The sequence below is a fragment of the Streptomyces sp. NRRL F-5650 genome (genome assembly GCF_000721365.1).
Lineage (GTDB): Bacteria > Actinomycetota > Actinomycetes > Streptomycetales > Streptomycetaceae > Streptomyces > Streptomyces ardesiacus.
This window is the reverse complement of record NZ_JOGV01000040.1, coordinates 40379-59134: the sequence shown is the minus strand read 5'-3', so window position 1 is coordinate 59134 and position 18756 is coordinate 40379. Positions and strand designations below refer to the sequence as shown.

The following is an 18756-nucleotide window of genomic DNA, read 5'->3' as shown; positions in this document are numbered from 1 at the left end:
GGCGGTGGCGGCGGTGGCGGCGTTCGCGACAGTCGAGGACTACGAGGCGCGCGCCGCCGTCTCCCTGCCCGAGGGCAGCCCGCGGCGCAGGCAGGTCGAGGTGTACCTCGACGACGCGTCGGCGCTGATGCGCCGGCACATCCCGGCCGGGTACCAGCCGGACCCGGCGACGCTCACGGCGATCGCCGTGTCGGTGGTCCGCCGGGTCATGGCCAACCCCGGCGGATACCGGCAGCGCACCATCGGGCAGTACTCCGAGTCGCTCGGCGAGGACGGCGGGCTGTACCTCACCGACGACGAGAAGGCGCAACTGCAGCCTGAGGACGCCGCCGACCCGAGCGCGGACGCCGCGTACACGGTCGGGCTGCGCGACGACGGCCTGCCGGGCTGGTCGCCGGACCCGGCCGACGTCGGGTGGCGGGTCCTGTGATCGACGAGTCGGTGCTGCCGCACCTGGTCGAGGTCGAGCACCCGGGCACCCGCACGGACCGCAACGGCAACGTGGTCGCCGACTGGTCGACGTCGGCGCGTACGCCTGTGTGGGCGTGGGTGCAGCAGAACACCGGCAGCGAGGACAACGACCAGCGGGCCGCGCAGATCGGCGAGTGGACGATGCTCTGCAACCCGATCGACGCCGACGGGCTGCCGCTCACGGTGTACGGCAACGACCGCGTGCACTGGCAGGGGCTGCGCTTCGAGGTCAGCGGGCCGCCCGGGCCGGCGTACACGCCGAACGAGCTGCACCACTACGAGATCAGGCTGAAGACCGTTGAGGGGTGAGTGACCGTGGCCGGTAACCGGTTCATCCCCAACCGGCAGAACATCGCGACGTTCCTGCGGACACCGCAGACACGGGCGATGATCGAGCGGAAGACGAGGGCGGTCGCCGAGGCGGCCGCGCGGGCGTCCGAGGCTGGCGGGCAGTTTCGGGTCGACGTCGAGACGGGCGAGCACCGGGCCCGTGGCGCCGTCATCGGCGACTACTCGACCAGCGATCCCGAGGTGTCCCGGCGGGCGCTGCTGCGCGCCCTCGACGCGGCGAGGGCGGTCGAGTGACCGGCCCGCCGATCGAGTTCCCCGACTCCGTCAGCGTCGCCCGCGCGTACCTGCAGCAGGCGCTCGACGCTCAAGGCCTCGACGTGCCGGTGCGCACCCGGGTGCCGAGCCCGCGTCCGGCGCGGTTCGTGCGCCTTGAACGGATCGGCGGCGCTCGCCTCGACCTGGTCACCGACCGGCCACGCCTCGACGTCCACGTGTGGGGCGAGGACGACGACGACGTCGCCGACCTGGTGGGCGTCGTGCGGCCGCTCATGCTTGCCATGCCCGGACTGCGGGGCGGTGTCCGCGTGTACGACGTCGCCGAGGTCGGCGGCCCGAACACGCTACCCGACCCGGTGTCGGACCAGCCGCGGGCCGCGTTCGCCGTCGAGGTGTCGATGCGCGGCACGACGCTCGCCCCCTGATCCCTGGCTCACCCGCCATCCGACCACGCACCCCCGGCGGCGGCCGGGGTTCTCCCATGGAGGGACGCATGACCACACCGACGCCGCCCGTACTCGAAGACGGGCTGAGGAACAACCTCATCCGCAAGCAGCTCGTGCAGGCGATCTACGCGGCCGACTACTCGGTCGCCGCGGTCACCGCCCCGTTCGACACCGCGACGGGAGCGCTCGCCGCGCTGCCGGCCGGGTACGTGCCGATCGGCTACACCACCGACGACGGTCTGACGTTCACGTCCGACCTGTCCATGGCCGACGTGACGTCGTCGCAGTCCGTCGAGCCGACCCGCTCGGACGTCGAATCCGAGGTGCTCACCGGCGGGTACGCCCCGCAGGAGACGAACGCCGCCACGGTGTCCATGTACAAGGGGCTGCCCCTGTCCGGCGACGGGGCACTGCCGGCGCTCGGAACGCAGTGGGAGATGACCCGCCCGTCTATCCCGCGACTGCCGTACTACCGGCTGCTGTTCATCGGCCTCGACTACGGCGACGACGGCGGCGAGATCTACATCGTCAAGCACTACCCGAAGGCTCGCGTCACCAGCAAGGACGACTCGCAGTGGGCGCGGTCGACGGAGACGCAGTGGCCGGTGACGGTTCAGGCGTACCGCGACCCGGTGCTGCTGACCGCGGAGAAGGAATGGGTCGACGGGCCCGGCTGGCGGGCGCTTGCCCCGGCCGGCGGCTGACCCACACACAAGCGGGCGGGGGACGGCGGTTCTGGGTGAGCCCCGACCGTCCTCCGCCCTCTGCATGCTCACCCACTGCTCACCCGAGAAAGAGGCATGATCATGAGCAAGCCCAACGCGAAGCGGTACCGGCTGGAGTCGGTGCGCCGCTCGTACGCCGACGCCCTCGGCACGCCCGACGAGCGCGTCGAGTTCGAGGTCGGCGACGCCGGTGACGTCTTCTGGTTCCCGCACCCCGTGTTCACGTCCGACGCCATGCAGAAGGACATCGACGCCGCCGAGGGCGACGAGGGCAAGGCCCGCGTACTGCTCGGCGACCAGTGGGAGCTGTTCCTCGCGGCGGGCGGCCGGCCGGGCGACGTCGCGCTGCTGTACGTGGCGGTCCGGAACGAGGCCACGGACATCATGCAGAAGCACCGCCCTACGAGGGGGTAGGCGACGGCGACGACGTCGTCGAGCCCGTCTCGTACAGCGTGCTCGATGTCCTCGGCGAGCACCCCGAGGCGGTCGAGGCGGACCTCGCGCACCACTACCCCGAGTACGGACCCGGCGGCCCGGTCGCCGCTTACTGGCGGGGCGAGATCACTCTGCGGTGGCTGCGCGTCATGGTCGAGGGCCTGCCACCGGACGGGGCGACCGCCCGCGCGGCCCGCGGCCACGCGTGGCAGCACATCGACTATGCGGTCACTGACACGCGGGATCTCATCGACCTGCTGCTGACCGCGTTTCTCAACGCCAACCGCAAGCCCGAGGCACCGGCGATGCCCTGGCCCGAGCCGTCGTGGCGGCCGGGTGACCCGCTGCCCGAGGACACCGAGGCGCAGGCGGTGCAGGACCGGGCGCAGGCGAAAGCGGCGTACGAGCGCATCACCGCACAGGTACTGCCCGCGAAGGAGTGATCGAGTATGCCGGTCGAGGTCGGCGTCGGGTACGTGTCCGTCGTCCCCGAAGCGCGCGGGTTCGGCCGGCTGCTCAGCCAGCAGATCCGCGGCGAGTCCACGAACGCCGGCACGACCGCCGGGCGGGACGCCGGCCGCGGCTTCCTCGGCGGCATCGGCGGCATCGTCAAGGCCGGGGCCGCCGGCATCGCCGCCGCCGGGGGCGCCGCGTTCGCGGTCGGTTTCTCGAAGGCCGCCGCGGACGACAAGAGCCGGGCGCGGCTCGGCGCGCAGCTCGGGCTCACGGAGAAGGAGTCCGCTCGCGCGGGCAAGATCGCCGGAGGGGTGTACGCCAAGGGCTACGGCGAGTCCGTCGACCAGGTCAATGACGCGCTCCGGTCTCTTGCGCAGAACGGCGCGTCGTCGATCAACGCCCCGAAGAAGGAACTCGTCGGGCTCAGCAAGGCGGCGCTCGACCTCGCCGAGACGTTCGGCTCGGACGTCGGCGAGTCCGCGAAAGCGGTCGGGCAGCTCATCCGCACGGGGCTGGTCAAGGACGGCAAGGAAGGCTTCGACCTGCTCACGGCCGGCTACCAGTCCGGCGCGGACAAGGCCGAGGATCTGCTCGACACGATCACCGAGTACAGCACCCTGTTCCGGCAGGCGGGGCTCGACGGTGCGACGTCGATCGGGCTGATCAATCAGGCGCTGCAGGCGGGTGCCCGCGACGGCGACAAGGCCGCCGACGCGATCAAGGAGTTCAGCATCAGGGCGGTCGACGGGTCGACGACGACCGCCGACGGGTTCACGATGCTCGGGCTCAACGCCGACGACATGGCGGCCAAGTTCGCGAAGGGCGGGAAGGCCGCGAACGGGGTCCTCGACCTCACCCTCGACAAGCTGCGCGGGGTTAAAGACCCGGTCGTGCAGTCGCAGGCCGCGGTCGCCCTGTTCGGTACCCAAGCAGAGGACCTCGGGCGGGCACTGTACGCGATGGACCCGTCGACGGCGGCGGCCGGGCTCGGGAAGATCGGCGGCGCCGCCGACCGCATGGGCAAGACCCTGCACAACAACGCGACTCGGCCGTTCGAGGTGTTCAAGCGGCAGGTGCTGCAAGGACTCTCGGACGCCGCGACGAAGTACGTGCTGCCCGCCGCTGTGAAGCTCGGCCAGGGCCTCAACACCTATGTGCTGCCCGTCGTCAAGGAAGTCGGCGGGGCGCTGCTCGACGTGCTCGTGCCCGCGGCGAAGGGCACCGCCGACGCGTTCGCGGGCGGCGTGCAGTGGGTGAAGGACTACGGGGCGTGGCTCATCCCGCTCGGTATCGCGATCGGCGGTATCGCCCTGGTCGCGGGCGCGTCCACGATCGCCACGTGGGGCATGACGGCCGCGTTCGCGGCGTACCGCGGGGTGATCCTCGCGGCGTCGGCCGTGACCCGCGGGTGGGCGGCCGCGCAGACCGTACTCAACGCGGTCATGTCGGCGAACCCGATCGGGTTGATCATCGTCGGTGTCGTCGCGCTCGGCGCCGCGCTGGTCGTCGCCTACCAGAAGAGCGAAACCTTCCGGGCGATCGTCCAGGGGGCGTGGCAGGGCATCCAGTCCGCGGCGATGACCGCGTGGCACGGATTCCTCCAACCGGCGCTCAACGGGATATGGGCCGCGCTGCAGCAGGTCGGAGCAACCGCAACGTGGCTGTGGTCGACCGTGCTGTCGCCGGTGTTCTCGGCGATCTCGATGGGCGCGCGCATCCTCGCGACCGTGCTCGTGACGATCGTCGTCGCACCGATCGTGATCGCGTTCAAGGCGGTCGCGGCGATCGGTACGTGGCTGTGGCAGACCGCGTTGAAGCCGGCGTTCGAGGGGATCGGCGCGCTCGGGCTGTGGCTGTGGACCAACGCGATCAAGCCTGCGTTCGACGGGATCGTCGCCGGCGGCAAGCTGCTGTGGGCCGGGATCTCCCTGATCTTCGGCTACCTGAAGGGCGGGCTGCAGACCGTCGGCGGCTGGTTCAAGTGGCTGTACGACAAAGCGGCCAAGCCGGTTTTCGGGTGGATCGTCGCCGGGGGCAAGCTGCTGTGGGCCGGCGTGTCCGTGATCTTCGGCTACCTGAAGGGCGGGCTGGAAACCACCGGCGGGTGGTTCACGTGGCTGTGGGACAAGGCCGTCGCGCCTGCCATGTCGGGAATCAAAACGGTCGTGTCGACGGGCTACGACAAGGGCATCAAGCCCGTGTTCGACGCCCTCAAGACGGCGACGGGCCAGGTAGCGGACGCGTTCGACACCGCCCGCAAAGGCATCAAGATCGCGTGGGACAAGGTCTCCGGGATCGCGAAGACGCCCGTCGAATTCATCATCGACACGGTTTACGGAAAGGGCATTCGCCCCGTCTGGAACACCGTGGCCAAGGCATTCGGAGCGCCACAGCTACCGGCGTTCAAGGGATTCGCTCGCGGCGGTCTCCTGGCCGGCCAGTCGTCGTGGCGCGACGGCGACGACCAGCTCGTGCCGCTGCGGCGCGGGGAGGGCGTCACGGTGTCCGAGGCGCTGCGCGACCCGTACGAGCGGGCGCGGCTGCTCGCGGTCAACCGGGCGGCCCTGCACGGCCAGTCCCTCGCCCCGTTCCAGGGCGGCGAGGGGTTCGCGAAGGGCGGCATCTTTGGCTGGGTGAAGTCGGCGGCGTCGAAGACGGTTGACTTTGCGAAGTCGGGGCTCGACTGGTTGAAGGATGGTGTCAAGGCGTCGGCGGAGGCCGGGCTGAACAAGATGGTTCGCCCGCTGCTCGACAAGATCGCCGGTTCGAAGTCGGTGTACCGCGACATGATCAGCGGCATCCCGAAACGCATGATCAAGGACATCATCGGCTACTCCGACGGCGCCGATCAGGCGCTGGAGAAGGCGGGGATCGGCGGTAAGGGCTACAAGGCCGGTCTGTCGTGGGCGCGCACGCAGAACGGCAAGCGGTACCAGTGGGGCGGCAACGGAAACCCCTCGTGGGACTGCTCGGGCCTGGTGTCCGCGATCGAGTCGGTGATCAGGGGCGAGCGCCCGCACCGCAGGTGGGCGACCGGCGCTTTCTCGGGCCGGATCGCGCCGCCCGGGTGGCAGCTCAACAAGCGCAGCCCGTACATGATCGGCATCACCAACAGCGGTGTGGGCCACACCGCCGGAACGATCAACGGCGTGAACGTCGAGTCCAGGGGCGGCGACGGCGTCGTCATCGGCTCCCGCGCCCGCTCGTACAGGGACTCGCTGTTCACGCATCACTACGGGTTCACCGGCAAGGGCTACGCCGACGGCGGCAAGCCCCGCCCCGGCGAGGTCGCATGGGTCGGCGAACGCGGCCCCGAGTTGCTGCAGTTCGGCGGCGGGCAGACCGTCCTCGACCACGACTCGTCTATGCGGAAGGTGGGCGCTGCTGTCGTCGAGAGCATGGCCCGAGACATGTCCGTGCAGGCGCCCGCAGCAGGGCTCCCGGCGCGGGCGGTCGTACCGGCGGCAGCCGGCCGGTCCGGCGAGGCGGGCGGCGACACGTACAACTTCTATCCGCGCACGCTCGACATGACGGTGCGCGACCTCGAACTGCTGCAGCGCCAGCAGGACGCGCGAGCGCGGGTGGGGAGGCCACACTAGATGCCGATCATCACAGCACCGGTGACCACCCCGCCGACCGGTCCCCCGACCGGCGGGGGCACGCCGGTGCCGCTGCCCGAGATCGGGCTCGCGACCGCGACGTACACCGATCCGTCGGGCACGGTGTGGCCGCTCACCGACGAACTCGCGGGCTGGTTCACCCTGTCCGCGGGGGTGTCAGGGCTCGGCGCGGTCGAGTACGAGTACACGTCGGACGCGCAGCCACGCGGGGGTGAGCGGCTGCGGCACGCGCAGCCGCAGCCGCGTGCCATCGTGTGGCCGCTGTACGTGTACAGCGACACCTCGCACATGGAGTTCATCGAGCGGTGGCGGGCGCTCGCGACGGCGTTCACGCGGACGCTGCGCCCGGGCCCGGACGGGCGGCGCCCGCCGGGCGTGCTGGAGATTACCCGCCCGGACGGCAGCCGGCGCCGCATCAACGTGCACTACCGGTCCGGGTTCGAGGGGCGGGGCACGCAGGGGTCCGGCATCCTGTCGGACACCGCAGTCATCACCCTGTGGGCCGAGGATCCGTTCTGGGTTGACGCCGACACGATCAGCGTGCACCGCGAGCAGGGCGTCGGCCGGGACTTCCTGCGCCCGTACCCGTCGGTGTCGTCGAGTCAGGTGCTCGGCGCGACGACGGTCACCAATCCGGGTGACGAGACGGTGTGGCCGACATGGACGATTACCGGCCCGGCGTCCCTGGTCACGTTCATGCGGCAGGACACCGGCGACAGCTTCACTCTCGACCCCTCCGAGGTCGGGCACGGGCCGCTGCTCGCCGGGCAGCAGGTCACCGTGCGGACCGAGCCCGTGCAGGTGCGCTACCAGGACGGCGCCAACTGGCTTGGGGCGCTCAACTGGCCCGACGCGGTGCTGTGGGGCCTCGACCCCGGCGTCAACAACGTCACGTTCGCACTGACCGGGGCAGGCGCGGGCAGCGCCGTCGACCTGCAGTTCAGTCCCCGCTACCAGACCGCGTGAAGGGGGGCCGGTGGCCATACAGCTACTCGTCACCGACGAGGACCTCGTGCCGCAGGGCGACCCGCTCGCCGGGTGGTCGAACCTCGACGTGACGACCCGTTTCAACGAGCCCGCGTCCGGGTCCGTGACGCTGCCTGCGTACCCGGACACGATGGCGCAGCTACAGGCGGGGCGCCGGCTCGTCGTCATCCGCGACCGGCAGGTGTGGTGCGCGGGCCCGATGGAGATCCCGCAGGATCTCGCGTACGGCGTCGGCACCGACGGTGAGGCGCCGCCCGGCCGGGTCACCGTGAACTTCACCGACGATCTCGCCCGCCCGGCGGGCTACCTGACGTGGCCGGCGCCTGCGTCCGCGTGGACGGCGCAGCCTGCCACGGCCCGGCAGATCCTCAACTCCAACGCCGAAACGATCATCAGGCAGTTGGTCACCGAGAACTGCGGGCCGGCCGCGCGGGCCGACCGGCGCATCCCGAACTTCACCCTCGCCCCCGCCGCCGGGGTGGGCACCACGACGAGCGTCAACACCAGGTTCGAGGGGCTGCTCGCCACCTGCCGGCGGGTGGCGATCGACGGCGGCGGCATCGGCTTCCGTACCCGGCAGACCAGCAGCGGTATCGAGTTCGAGGTGTACCAGCCGGCCGACCGCACGAAGACGGCGCGTTTCTCCGAGGGGCTCGGGAACTTGAGGTCGCTCACCTACAAGCAGTCCGCGCCGACCGTCACGCACGCGCTGGTGACCGGGTCGGATCAGGCGACGCCGCGGGCGTACGTCGAGGTCGCCGATCCGGCCGCCGCTGCCACGTGGTGGCGTGTCGAGCAGCTCGTGAACGGGAGCGCGGACAACGACGCGGCCGGCGAGTTGACGCAGGACGGCACCGAGGCGCTCGCACAGGGGGCGGCGCCGGTCGAGTTGGCGACGGTCACCGTTGACACCCCGGACCTGCGGGCGGGCCGCGACTACGGGCTTGGCGACCGCGTCACGGTGGCGTTGCCGACCGGTGTTGAGGTGGTCGACCTGGTGCGGTCGATCCACTTGCAGGCCACGCCGAACAGCGGCGAGTACGTGACCGCGCTCATCGGGTCCCCGTCGGCGACGTCGGACCCGCAGGTCGTGCAGATGGTGCGTGAGCTGGGCCGCAGGCTCGGCAGGATCGAAGCGAGGTAGAGAGTGGCACAGAGCAGCAGGCCGGACCCGGCGAACAACCGGGAGGTGACCGACCTCGAATACGAACGGCTGGCAGCCCGGTTCTCCGACGACGGCGTGTACGGGACCCCGGCCGACGACCCGGTCGTCACCGCCGGCCCCGGTCTCAACGTGACGGTGCGCGCCGAGGTGTACGCGTCGCTGCGGGGGCATGGCTGGTCGTCCGGCGGACAGGAGGTGGTCCTGCCCATCGCCTCGAACGTGTCGGGGCAGACACGTAACGACCGTGTGGTGCTACGACTCGACCGGGCCACCTGGACCGTACGCGCGGTCGTCAAGCAGGGCGCACCGGGGGGCCGCGCTCCCGCACTGACTCAGGACACTGGCGTGACGGGCGTGTACGAGATCCGTCTCGCCGACGTCGCCGTGCTGAACGGGGCGACGGCGGTCACCGTGACGCGTGGCGAACTGTACGTCGGCAGCAGGCGACGGCCGTGCACGTCGACGTCGCGTAACCCGAACCCGGTGCCGGGCGAGGAGGCGTTCGAGACGGACACCGGCCGAGTCGTGATGTGGGACGGCGCGACGTGGCGCACGGTGTACCAGGACAGCGGCGAAGTCATCCTGCAGAAGCTGACCCTTGCCGGGTGGTCCATCAACGCCGCCGACTCGGTACTCGTCCGGAAGGACGGCATCGTCACGCTGCGCATGGCCGCGTTTGAGCGACGGATCCAGAGCCTGCCTGCGGCGACCGAGACGCGACTGCCGGTCGTGCTTCCCGGCGAGTTCCAGCCTCCGACCCGCTCCCAGCACTTCACGGTGACCATTACGGGTCTGCGAGTCGGCCGCGTGACGATCTACGCGAAGAACGACGCGAAATACCCGGGTCAAATCTGGCTCACCGAACACCCGACGATGGCGGTAGGCGAGAGCGTGTCCGCCGAATCTCTGACCTGGGCGGTATGACATGCGGATGACCTACGGCCGGGGCATGGCCGACTACGTGGTGCAGCCGGCGGACGGCGTGTGGGGCGTCGCCCCGAACACGGAGATCACGTTCTGGGACGCGGCCACCGAGGGCACGCAGTACACGGATCTGATCGACGCCGGCGGGGCACCGACCAGCAGCGTCACGTCCGACCAGTACGGCGGCCTGCCGCTTTTCTCCGGCCCCGACAACGTCGCCGGCATGTGGGCGGATGCCGGTGGTGTCACCCGCGCGTGGATCGAGGCGCACAGCACCAGCGGCGGGGGCCAGGGCGGGGGCGGCGACATGGTCCGGGACGTCACCACGTACGGCGCCCGCGGGGACGGCGTCACCGACGATCTCGCCGCGATTCAGGCGGCACTCGACGCGGCGTACGCGGCCGGCGGTGGCATCGTGTACCTGCCGCCCGGCCGGACGTACGGGATCTCTGACTACCTGCACATTCTGACCGGGACGACCGTGATCGCCTACGGGGCGACGGTCAAGGCCATTGGTAACCGCGGGCTCGCCAAGCTGTACCGCGAGGACGAGAGGACGCTCACCGGATACACCGGGCATTCCCGGATCAGGATCTACGGCGGTGTCTGGGACGTCAACGCGGCCGACGGCACCACGGGCACGGTCACGGCGATCGTGGACGCGTTCCTGATGGGCCACAACCGGGACGTGCTGTACCGCGATGTCACCGTGCGGAACGTCTCCGGGGCGCACGCCATCGACATGACCGCGTCGAAGGGCGTCCGCGTCATCGGCTGCCGCTTCGAGGGGTTCAAGGACAACACCGGCGACGGCAGTTCCTCGTTCCGTGAAGCGATCCAGCTCGACTTCGCGATTTCCGGGTCGGGCATCAACGGCGCTTTCGACGGCACGCCGAGCCGCGACGTGCTCATCGAGGGCTGCTACTTCGGCCCATCCGACCGGCTCGGGCCGCCGGGGCGCGCCGTCGGATCGCACACGAGCGTCGACGCGAACACGTGGTGCGAGAACGTGCAGATCATCGGCAACCGGATCGAGGGCACGCTGCAGGAGGGCATCCGCGCCTACGCGTGGAAGGGCGCCGTCATCGCCGACAACGTCGTGACGGGCACCGGGAGCGCCGGGATCATCGTCACCGGCCCTGACCCGGCCGTCGCCGGGTACACCAACGTCTGCCAGGACATCAGCATCCACGGCAATGTGTGCGGCCCCGCCGGTGGCAGCAGCCCTATCCGTGTGATCGGCTTCGCGACGGCCCGCCCGAGCGGCGTATCCATCGTCGGGAACCGGGTCACCGGCAGCGGCTCCACCGGCATCTACGTGTCGCAGGCCGACCAGCCGCAGATCGCCACCAACAAGATCAGCGCTTGCACGAGCAGCAGCGTCTACGCGATCAACTGCACCGCCCCGATGATCAGCGGCAACCAGTGCGCAAACGCCGGTGGCTCCTCGATCGGCCTCGAATCCTGCACCGGCGGTCACGCGCAGGGAAACACCGTCGTCGGCGGCAACGGGCACGGCGTCTACGTCGGCGGCGGATCGGACATCTCCGTCACCGGCAACCGGGTGTCTGGATGCGCCGGATCCGGCATCCGGGCCACATCGAGCAGCGCCCGCCCGCGCATCACGGCGAACACGATCCTGCGCGGCGGTGTGATGGCGCTCGGTATCGACGTCACAGGCAGCGCGACCGGCGGCATGGTCATCAACAACGACTTGAGCGGGTCGTCGTGGCCTGCGGGTACCGCGTTGTCTCTCGCTGCTGGCGCGGCCGCCGTAACCGACTGGGCCGGCGGCACAGCAACGCCCGGGCAGAACCTCGTCAGCTAGACCAGCCCGCCGCACAGCACATCTGCGCTCGCACCGACCGGTGACGGGCGCCTTTTCATGCCCACGGAAGGGGCTCACCCATGGGTGACACCGAACGGTCGGTGCCCGAGAGGCTCGGCGACCAGGAAGAGCAGGCGGCGCACCTAGTGCGCACCGGCAACGGGCCGACGGTCGAGAACGAGCAGGAGCGGCTCGCCGAGCAGTACGGCCCGGCGGACATGGCCGGCTACCACACCGGCAGCGACGCCGCCGTCGACGACCAGGACGGCGAGGGCGAACCGGCCGACGAGCCAGCCGTCGAGGACGACGCCCCGGCCGCCGCCGACACCACCGAGGACGGGGGCGCGAAGGCATGAGCCTCGAAGGGATGATCGCGCAGGCCGAGAAGTCCATCGGGCTCGGCGAGCCGAACCACATACAGACCTGGTACCGGCAGCGCAACGGCAGCGCCTACAACTACAACTTCCCCTGGTGCAACGCCGCGGTGACGTACTGGGCCACGCAGGCCGGGGAACGCGACGCGGTGCTGCACGGCACCGACTACGCGTACACCGTCGCACACGCGCAGCGGTTCAAGGACGCCGGCGAGTGGCACGCCATGACGAACGGCATCAAGGGCTCGGGGATCCGGCGCGGCGACATCGTGTTCTTCGACTGGGCAGGCTCGTCGAGCATCGCCGCGATCGACCACGTCGGCATCGTCACCGGCGTCTCCGCCGACCACAAGTACGTGTACACGATCGAGGGCAACACGGCGAACGTCTGCGCCCGGCGCGTCAGGGTCGTCGCGGACATCGCCGGGTTCGGCCGCCCGAAGTACAAGGCGGCGAGCAGCGGCGGCTCGTCGACGACGGGCGGCACCTACACGGTCAAGAAGGGCGACACCCTGTCCGGGATCGCCTCGAAGCACGGCACGACGACGAAGGCGCTCGTGTCGCTGAATGGGATCAACAACCCGGACCGCATCAGCGTCGGGCAGAAGATCAAGCTGCCGTCCGGGGCCGCGGCCGCGAAGAAGACCGTGAGCCTGAAGCAGCTCGTCGCCGCGTTCAAGCGCGACGCTCCCAAGTCCGGCACTCCGGTCTCGTACGCGCCCACGCGGTACGTCGAGGACGCGCTCGTCGCCGAGGGGCTGCTCGCCCGCCAGTACGCCGACGGGCACGCGGGCACCGCCACCAAGAGCGCGTACGCCCTGTATCAGCGGCGGCTCGGCTACAGCGGCACGGACGCGAACGGCTACCCCGGTATGACGTCGCTGCGGAAGCTCGGCGCGAAGCACGGGTTCACCGTCGTCGCCTGATCCACCGCCCGGCCGCCACCGCGGCGGCCGGGCTCACCCACCACAGAGAAGGGGGCCGGCCATGCCCGGTCTGTTCATCTCCGCCATGCGCACGGGCGTCCCGCTCGTCGCCGGATGGCTGCTCACCCTCGCCGCGCACGCTGGCATCGACTTCGACTCGACCGCCGCCACCGGCGCCGTGACGGTCATTCTCGCGCTCGCCTACTACCTGGTGTTCAGGCTGCTCGAACTGCTCGGCGAGCGCGCCCGCGGCACCGTGCTGCAGAACCTCGCCGGACTGTTCCTCGGATGGGCCCGGCCGCCGGCGTACCCGAAGGTCGAGCAGCTCGACCCCGTCGAGGGCGCCCGCTACCTGCCCGACGCGGGCAGCGGCCCGACCACTCTCGGGTGACGTCGGCCGACCAGCCGCGGTTACACAGCACTGCACCATCGGAGGTCGCCCGTGGACGCTGCGACGCTCGGCGCCGTCGGAACCATCGTCGTCGGGCTCGCAGCCGCAATCGGCGCCCTGATCGGCAAGCGCGGCGAGAACCGCGCGAACCACAGCGGCGCCGTCCTCGGCGGCTACTCGTCGCTCGTCGACAACCTGCAGGAAGAGCGCAACAAGGCACGCGAGCAGATCGTCGAAAACGAACGGCTGCTCGCCGCGGCGTACGCCGAACTCGCCAGTGAGCGCGCGGACAAGGCTGCTCTGCAGGCGCGGATCGCGGAACTCACCACCGAAAACGCGCAGCTACGCGAGCGGATCGTCGAGCTAGGGGGACAGCCCACGTGAAGCGTCGTCATGCACAGCCGATCCTCGCGCAGCAGTGGCGTCCCCTCGCGGTCGCCGCGGTGCTGCTCGTGCTGGCCGGCGCGATCGTCCTGGTGTGGCTCCGCATCGACACCGAAGCGCGCCGGGCGGACGCTCTGGCCGCCGAGGCGAACCGGCGCGGCGACGCCGTGAGCACACTGGCCGGCGATGTGCGGGTGCTGCGGGCGCAGGTGTCCGCGAAGGGGGAGACGCCGGCGGCGCCGGATCCGGCGCGGGCGGTCGAGGACTTGCCGGACCGTGCGGAGGTTCCGGTGCCGATCCCGGGCCCGGCTGGGCCGCGTGGTCCAAAGGGCGAGCCGGGCGAGGACGCCCCGTCGCCGTCACCTGGTCCGCCCGGTCCGGCGGGCGAGGACGGCGGCGAGGGTGCGCCGGGCGAACCGGGCGCGACGGTCACCGGCCCGCCCGGGCCGGCCGGTCCGCAGGGGCCGCAGGGGGCGCAGGGGCCGGCCGGTCCTGCGGGGAAGGACGGCAAGGACGGTAAGGACGGCCGCGACGGGCAGACGTGCCCGGGCGGGTACAGCCTGCAGCCCCCGCCGGACGATCCCGACGCGCTCGTCTGCCGCCGCGACAACGCGCCACCACCGGACACGCCGGACCCGTCGGCGGGCCCGCTCGCGCTGCCCGCCGAGCGCCGTCGTATCGCGTGAACGACACCGCCCCTGTCTGGCCTTACGGCCGGGCAGGGGCGCTTTCGTCGTTCCCGAGGGTGGCCGTTGACTCCCGCCGTACTCTGGCGATAGGCACCGCCTCACCCGAACGGAGCGCCATGGACGACGAACTCAGCACCGGCGAGCGGATCCGAATGCTCCGCGAATCCAGAGGTCTCACCCGCGCCGCCCTCGCGCAGATGTGCGGCCGCGGCGCCGACTGGCTCAAGAAGATCGAATCCGGCGAACGGGACCTGCGCTCACACGACCTGCTGATGCGTCTCGGCGCCGCCCTGCAGCTCTCCGACCTCTCCGCCATCACCGGCGGCAGCGGCCCGACGCAGCCCGTACCGTCCGGCCGGCTCGCTCACCCCGTCCTACCCGAGGTGTGGGCCGCCGTCATGAACCGCCCCATGTCCATCACCCCGCCCGCCGCCCGGCACGTCGACCCGGCCGTGCTGCAGGGCCGCGTCGACCAGTCATGGCGGCTATGGCACACCTCGCAGCACAACCGCACCGAGGTCGGCGCGCTGCTGCCCGACCTGATCCGCGACGCCGAGGCATCCGTACGTGCCCTCGACGGCGCCGAGCGGCGCGCTGCTCTGGTCGCCCTGTCCGACGTGTACCGGCTCACCGGGCAGGCCACCGCCTACGTCGCCCCCGCGGAGTTGGCGTGGGTGGTCGCCGACCGGGCGCTGACCGCGGCGCAGGACGCCGACCAGCCCGCCGCGATCGCCGCCGCCGCCTGGAACCTGGGCAACATCTTGCGGGAGACCGCCTACCCCGACGAGGCGTTGCGCGTCGTCCTCGAAGCGGCCGACCTGATTCGCCCGCACCTCAACGACGACGCCCCCGACGACTGGCACGGAATCTACGGCGCGCTGCAGCTCCACGCCGCGGTGACCGAGGCTCGTGAGGGGCGCGACGGGACGGCGTGGCGGTACTGGGACAGGGGCGACCACGTCGCGAAGTCCCTGCCCGCGACCTACGTGCACCCCAGCACGGTCTTCGGCCGGGCGAATGTCGACTTCCACGCCGTGTCAGTGGCCTGCGACCTCCGTAAGAGCGCCCGCGCGATCGGACTCGCCGACGACATCGACCCCGACGCCATGCCCTCCGTCGAGCGCCGCGCCCGACTGTGGGTCGAGGTCGCCCGCGGGCACCTGCAACGCGGCGACCGCACGGCCGCGCTGAAGGTCATGCAGATGGCCTACGAGATCGGCGCCGAGACCGTCGCGTACACCCCGTCGGCCCGGTCGGTCGCCGCCGACCTGTGGCGGCACGCCCCGCGGGCCATGCGGCCCGAGGCGAGCAGGCTCGCCGAGTCGATCGGCGTGCCAACGGCGAGCTGAGCAAGGGGGACAGCGTGGGACAGGGGGACACTCTGTCCCCATTACCGGTCGGTAGCTGATCTACGGTGACGCTCCACCGACTACCGACCGGGGGTCACCATGTGCAGCCGTGCCCGCTTACACGCTTCGCTGCGCCGCGACGAGTCGCCCACCCGCGACGCCATGACCGGTGAGATCCGCGTGCCCGTCGCCCTGTACGACCTCGACGAGCACCGCGGCGACGTTCCGCTCGTCATGAGCCGCGCCGAGGCCGAGGCGCTGTACGCGCACCTGCGGGTTGCGCTCGTTCCCGCGCAGTCGGCCAGGGCGACGGAGGCCGCGTGATGAGCACGACACAGCACCCCGTCGACACCGAGTCCAGAGTCGACGTCGTACCGCCCGACGTGCTCGCCGTCCTCGGTCTGCCGGAATTCGACGAGTTGACGGCCGATCAAGTACGCGGCGCCGTCTGCGTGTGGGGCGCCGAGCCGCTCACGGCGGACTCGGCGGTTGACCTCGGCGAGCACAACGGGCCAGGCGGGCGGTGGTGGCCGCGAGCCTGCCGCCGTCACGCCGGCGAGCGTGCGCACCGCGGGCTCTTCGACCACGCGCCGTGCTGCGAGCAGTGCACGGACGCTGCCGAGCGGTGTCCCACGAGCCGAGTCCTGTACCGGCTGGTCCGGGAGGGGCGCCGATGACGCGACGCTGCGACTGCTGCGGTGAGCTGATCCAGGGCGAGCCCCGCCCCATCACCCCCGACTCGCCGTCGGGTGCCGCACCGACCGTGTACGTCTGCCCGACCCCGTGCCGCCCCGCCGTCCCCCGGCAGACGGCGCCGGCTGGCTTCTACCGCTGACGGGGGAAACGTGACCACCCCACTGCCCCGCTGCCCTGCCACGGGGAAGCGATCGTTCGAGTCGGTCGAGGACGCGTCACGGTGGCTGGCCGCCAAGGCGGCCGAGTTCTCCGCCCGGCCGACTGGCGAGTCATACCCCAAGTACGCGTACACCTGCGGACGGTGCGAGTACGCGCACGTCTCGACGAAGCCACCGGAGCGGGCAACGCTGACCCGCGGCGGCCGGTCGAAGAGTCGGAAGAACCGCAGGAAGTTCGGAGGGAAGAACGGATGAGCGGCTACCGATGCACCGCCACGACCGAGGTACTCGCCGCCACCCGGGCCGCCGCGGAGACGATCGGCTCGCCCCGCGACGGCATCGACTGGACGTCGGACACTATCCTCCAGTGCCTCATTGAGGACGTGGCCCACGACTTCCACGCGGCGTTCCTCCGCACCGGCGCGCGCGAGAACTCGGACGTCTTCCTGTGCTGGACCGACGGCTCGCCGGACCAGAGCCTTGCAGACCTGGACTGCTGCCTGGGTAGACGCACCCCGATGGGCACGGGGTGCACGATCTTCGCGCACCACCCGGGGCTGTGCGAGTGGGCGTACATCGACCCGCCGTACGTCGCCGTGACCGCGCGCGCCGACCAACTCCTCAAGGAGCTGGGCTTATAGACGTCACCGGCGTGCCGTCGCCGATCGCGCCGGTGACCCCCGAGCGGCCCGTCGCTGCCTCCCCCGTCAGGGGCGGGCCGCTCACTCTAAGCTCCTGGCAGCCAGCCAGGGGGACGCCTTTGGTGTCGGCCTTCCATCCGGAAGGGGGCGGCTGCCCGTGCCGAAGCTCTACCGGGGCAGCCGCCCGTCACTCCACCAGGTCCCGCACGGGCACGCCGATCGCGCAGGCGATGCGCCACACGGTCCGCAGCGTGGGGTTCGCCCGGCCCGACTCGATGTCCTGGAAGTGGGACCGGTTCATGGGTACGGCGAGGTACACGGCCTCTTGCGTGAGGTTGTGGCGCTCGCGGACGTCGCGGATTCGGCGGCCGATGCGTTGCGCTTCGCGTTCGAATCCGTCGTCGGTCTGATCTTGTGGCACCCGGCAACGGTGTGCGGGGGCGGTTTCCGTGTCAGCCTGGCCTCAGCAGGCTTTTTGTGATCTTGTACGTCCAGGCTTTACAGTGCGTGACCTAATCGAACAGTTCGTATCAGCCTCGTGACGAATATGCCCCCCGCACTTATTGACCATCGTTCAGGGGGATGATGAATCCGCTCCCCTCGCACGGGTGCGGTACCGCCGTCACCGAGCCCGTGCCCCACACAGGGTGAGGTGACAGCAGCGGCCCCGGTCTCTCGTCTCCGCAAAGACGGACCGGGGCCACTGCACGTCTAGGGCCACCCGCAGATCACCGCAGGTCGCAGCCTCACACGCGGGTGTGTGCTTTGGCGTAATCATCGACGAAGCACCAGGCCCCCACCATGCGTCGGCCCAGGTTGGGCAGCAGGCGGCGGACCTCGGTGGACTCGCCGAGCCTGACGTTGCGGGGGCTGAGGAGTTCGCGCACGGGCTCGGTCACCACGAAGCCCCGGCCACCGCACAGGCTGGGAACCGCATCCCGGTCAAGGTTGCTCATGGCGCCCAACGTAGCCCCCGGCGGGCCCGCCGCGCAGGGCGGTCCACGGGGCGTCACCGTGGCGGGCTACGGCCGGCCGCCGGTAGTGGAATCGGTAGTGGAATGTTCAACCGTATGGCGTGGTTGCAGGGACCGAAGGAGGTCCTCTGGTGGACACGACGTACTACGACCACGGAACGCCGGCGGAGCGCTGGGAGCGCGCGCGGCTGTTCTTCGACGCCAAGGACTACGCCGCCGCGGCGCGTGTCCTGGACGGGCTGGTCGCCGAGGTGCCCGAGCAGACCGGCCCGCGGCTGCTGCTGGCCCGTTCCTACTACCACTCGGCCCAACTGCGGCGGGCGGAGGCCGAACTGCGGATCGTCGTCGAGCGCGACCCGGTCGAGCACTACGCACGCCTGATGCTGGGCCGCACCCTCGAACGGCAGGGGCGGCAGGAGGAGGCGGACGCCCAGTTGCGGATCGCCTCCGCCCTCGCGGGCGACTTCGCCGGCCTCTGAGCACCCACGGACCGGCGGGCTGCGGGCGCCGGCCGGGCACCACGGGCCACGGACCGGTGGGCCCCCGCCTC

General features: G+C 71.1%; 24 protein-coding genes and 1 pseudogene. 23 read left to right on the top strand and 2 right to left on the bottom strand.

Annotation, left to right across the window (positions count from 1 at the left end; genetic code table 11):
* Positions 1-4: 4 nt before the first annotated feature.
* The 22 genes from IG88_RS0129015 (at position 5) to IG88_RS0128915 (ending at position 17232) form a co-directional block, all read left to right on the top strand.
* Positions 5-430: a hypothetical protein gene (locus IG88_RS0129015; protein ID WP_234332350.1), complete on the top strand. Its 426-nt coding sequence runs from the start codon at positions 5-7 to the stop codon at positions 428-430.
* Positions 427-780 (top strand): head-tail adaptor protein, encoded by a 354-nt coding sequence (locus IG88_RS0129010; RefSeq protein WP_031047505.1) that lies wholly within the window; start codon positions 427-429, stop codon positions 778-780. Before IG88_RS0129015 ends, IG88_RS0129010 begins: the two co-directional genes overlap by 4 nt.
* A gap of 6 nt (positions 781-786) precedes the next feature.
* Entirely contained in the window at positions 787-1056 is a 270-nt protein-coding gene (locus tag IG88_RS0129005; protein WP_234332349.1) for a hypothetical protein, read from the top strand.
* Positions 1053-1463, top strand: a complete 411-nt coding sequence (locus IG88_RS0129000) for a hypothetical protein (protein WP_031047499.1) — start codon at positions 1053-1055, stop codon at positions 1461-1463. The genes IG88_RS0129005 and IG88_RS0129000 overlap by 4 nt, the downstream gene beginning before the upstream one ends.
* Before the next feature lie 68 nt (positions 1464-1531).
* The gene (locus IG88_RS0128995; protein ID WP_031047496.1) at positions 1532-2188 is read left to right on the top strand and encodes a hypothetical protein; all 657 of its coding nucleotides are present in this window, start codon (positions 1532-1534) and stop codon (positions 2186-2188) included.
* A gap of 102 nt (positions 2189-2290) precedes the next feature.
* Positions 2291-2623 (top strand): hypothetical protein, encoded by a 333-nt coding sequence (locus tag IG88_RS0128990; RefSeq protein WP_031047493.1) that lies wholly within the window; start codon positions 2291-2293, stop codon positions 2621-2623.
* A 38-nt stretch (positions 2624-2661) separates the two neighbouring features.
* Positions 2662-3087 carry a hypothetical protein gene (locus IG88_RS0128985; RefSeq protein ID WP_031047490.1) on the top strand — a complete coding sequence of 142 codons (426 nt, stop codon included), beginning with the start codon at positions 2662-2664 and terminating at the stop codon, positions 3085-3087.
* A 6-nt stretch (positions 3088-3093) separates the two neighbouring features.
* Entirely contained in the window at positions 3094-6699 is a 3606-nt protein-coding gene (locus IG88_RS0128980) for a phage tail tape measure protein (RefSeq protein ID WP_031047487.1), read from the top strand.
* Positions 6700-7686 carry a serine/arginine repetitive matrix protein 2 gene (locus tag IG88_RS0128975; RefSeq protein ID WP_031047484.1) on the top strand — a complete coding sequence of 329 codons (987 nt, stop codon included), beginning with the start codon at positions 6700-6702 and terminating at the stop codon, positions 7684-7686.
* Positions 7687-7696: 10 nt separating this feature from the next.
* Positions 7697-8851: a siphovirus ReqiPepy6 Gp37-like family protein gene (locus tag IG88_RS0128970; RefSeq protein ID WP_031047483.1), complete on the top strand. Its 1155-nt coding sequence runs from the start codon at positions 7697-7699 to the stop codon at positions 8849-8851.
* Between the two features lie 45 nt (positions 8852-8896).
* Complete coding sequence (locus IG88_RS0128965) at positions 8897-9796, top strand: hypothetical protein (protein WP_234332347.1); 900 nt, start codon at positions 8897-8899, stop codon at positions 9794-9796.
* Between the two features lie 7 nt (positions 9797-9803).
* A complete protein-coding gene (locus IG88_RS0128960) occupies positions 9804-11624 on the top strand; it encodes a right-handed parallel beta-helix repeat-containing protein (protein ID WP_158854101.1) in 1821 nt (606 codons plus the stop codon).
* A gap of 80 nt (positions 11625-11704) precedes the next feature.
* Positions 11705-11980: a hypothetical protein gene (locus tag IG88_RS0128955; RefSeq protein ID WP_051852109.1), complete on the top strand. Its 276-nt coding sequence runs from the start codon at positions 11705-11707 to the stop codon at positions 11978-11980.
* Positions 11977-12924 (top strand): LysM peptidoglycan-binding domain-containing protein, encoded by a 948-nt coding sequence (locus tag IG88_RS0128950; protein WP_031047477.1) that lies wholly within the window; start codon positions 11977-11979, stop codon positions 12922-12924. The genes IG88_RS0128955 and IG88_RS0128950 overlap by 4 nt, the downstream gene beginning before the upstream one ends.
* 61 nt (positions 12925-12985) lie before the next feature.
* Positions 12986-13315, top strand: a complete 330-nt coding sequence (locus IG88_RS39195; RefSeq protein ID WP_051852108.1) for a hypothetical protein — start codon at positions 12986-12988, stop codon at positions 13313-13315.
* 51 nt (positions 13316-13366) lie between these two features.
* Positions 13367-13699, top strand: a complete 333-nt coding sequence (locus tag IG88_RS0128940; RefSeq protein WP_031047473.1) for a hypothetical protein — start codon at positions 13367-13369, stop codon at positions 13697-13699.
* Entirely contained in the window at positions 13696-14385 is a 690-nt protein-coding gene (locus IG88_RS43510; RefSeq protein ID WP_031047471.1) for a hypothetical protein, read from the top strand. Before IG88_RS0128940 ends, IG88_RS43510 begins: the two co-directional genes overlap by 4 nt.
* A 119-nt stretch (positions 14386-14504) precedes the next feature.
* Complete coding sequence (locus IG88_RS0128930) at positions 14505-15737, top strand: helix-turn-helix domain-containing protein (protein WP_031047469.1); 1233 nt, start codon at positions 14505-14507, stop codon at positions 15735-15737.
* A gap of 162 nt (positions 15738-15899) precedes the next feature.
* Positions 15900-16061: a hypothetical protein gene (locus IG88_RS43505; protein ID WP_234332345.1), complete on the top strand. Its 162-nt coding sequence runs from the start codon at positions 15900-15902 to the stop codon at positions 16059-16061.
* Positions 16061-16414 carry a hypothetical protein gene (locus IG88_RS0128920; protein ID WP_234332343.1) on the top strand — a complete coding sequence of 118 codons (354 nt, stop codon included), beginning with the start codon at positions 16061-16063 and terminating at the stop codon, positions 16412-16414. The genes IG88_RS43505 and IG88_RS0128920 overlap by 1 nt, the downstream gene beginning before the upstream one ends.
* On the top strand, positions 16411-16572 hold the full coding sequence (locus tag IG88_RS43875; protein ID WP_199807515.1) for a hypothetical protein: 162 nt from the start codon (positions 16411-16413) through the stop codon (positions 16570-16572). The genes IG88_RS0128920 and IG88_RS43875 overlap by 4 nt, the downstream gene beginning before the upstream one ends.
* A 270-nt stretch (positions 16573-16842) precedes the next feature.
* A complete protein-coding gene (locus IG88_RS0128915) occupies positions 16843-17232 on the top strand; it encodes a hypothetical protein (protein WP_031047463.1) in 390 nt (129 codons plus the stop codon).
* 187 nt (positions 17233-17419) lie between these two features.
* Here IG88_RS0128915 and IG88_RS0128910 read toward each other — a convergent pair whose 3' ends face one another.
* Together IG88_RS0128910 and IG88_RS41765 are read right to left on the bottom strand one after the other, a co-directional pair.
* A complete protein-coding gene (locus IG88_RS0128910) occupies positions 17420-17653 on the bottom strand; it encodes a helix-turn-helix domain-containing protein (RefSeq protein WP_031047460.1) in 234 nt (77 codons plus the stop codon).
* Between the two features lie 349 nt (positions 17654-18002).
* Positions 18003-18188, bottom strand: a pseudogene (locus IG88_RS41765) (pirin family protein); the annotation flags it as partial.
* A gap of 149 nt (positions 18189-18337) precedes the next feature.
* Here IG88_RS41765 and IG88_RS0128900 point away from each other — a divergent pair.
* Positions 18338-18685 (top strand): tetratricopeptide repeat protein, encoded by a 348-nt coding sequence (locus IG88_RS0128900; protein ID WP_031047457.1) that lies wholly within the window; start codon positions 18338-18340, stop codon positions 18683-18685.
* The last annotated feature ends 71 nt before the right edge of the window (positions 18686-18756 follow it).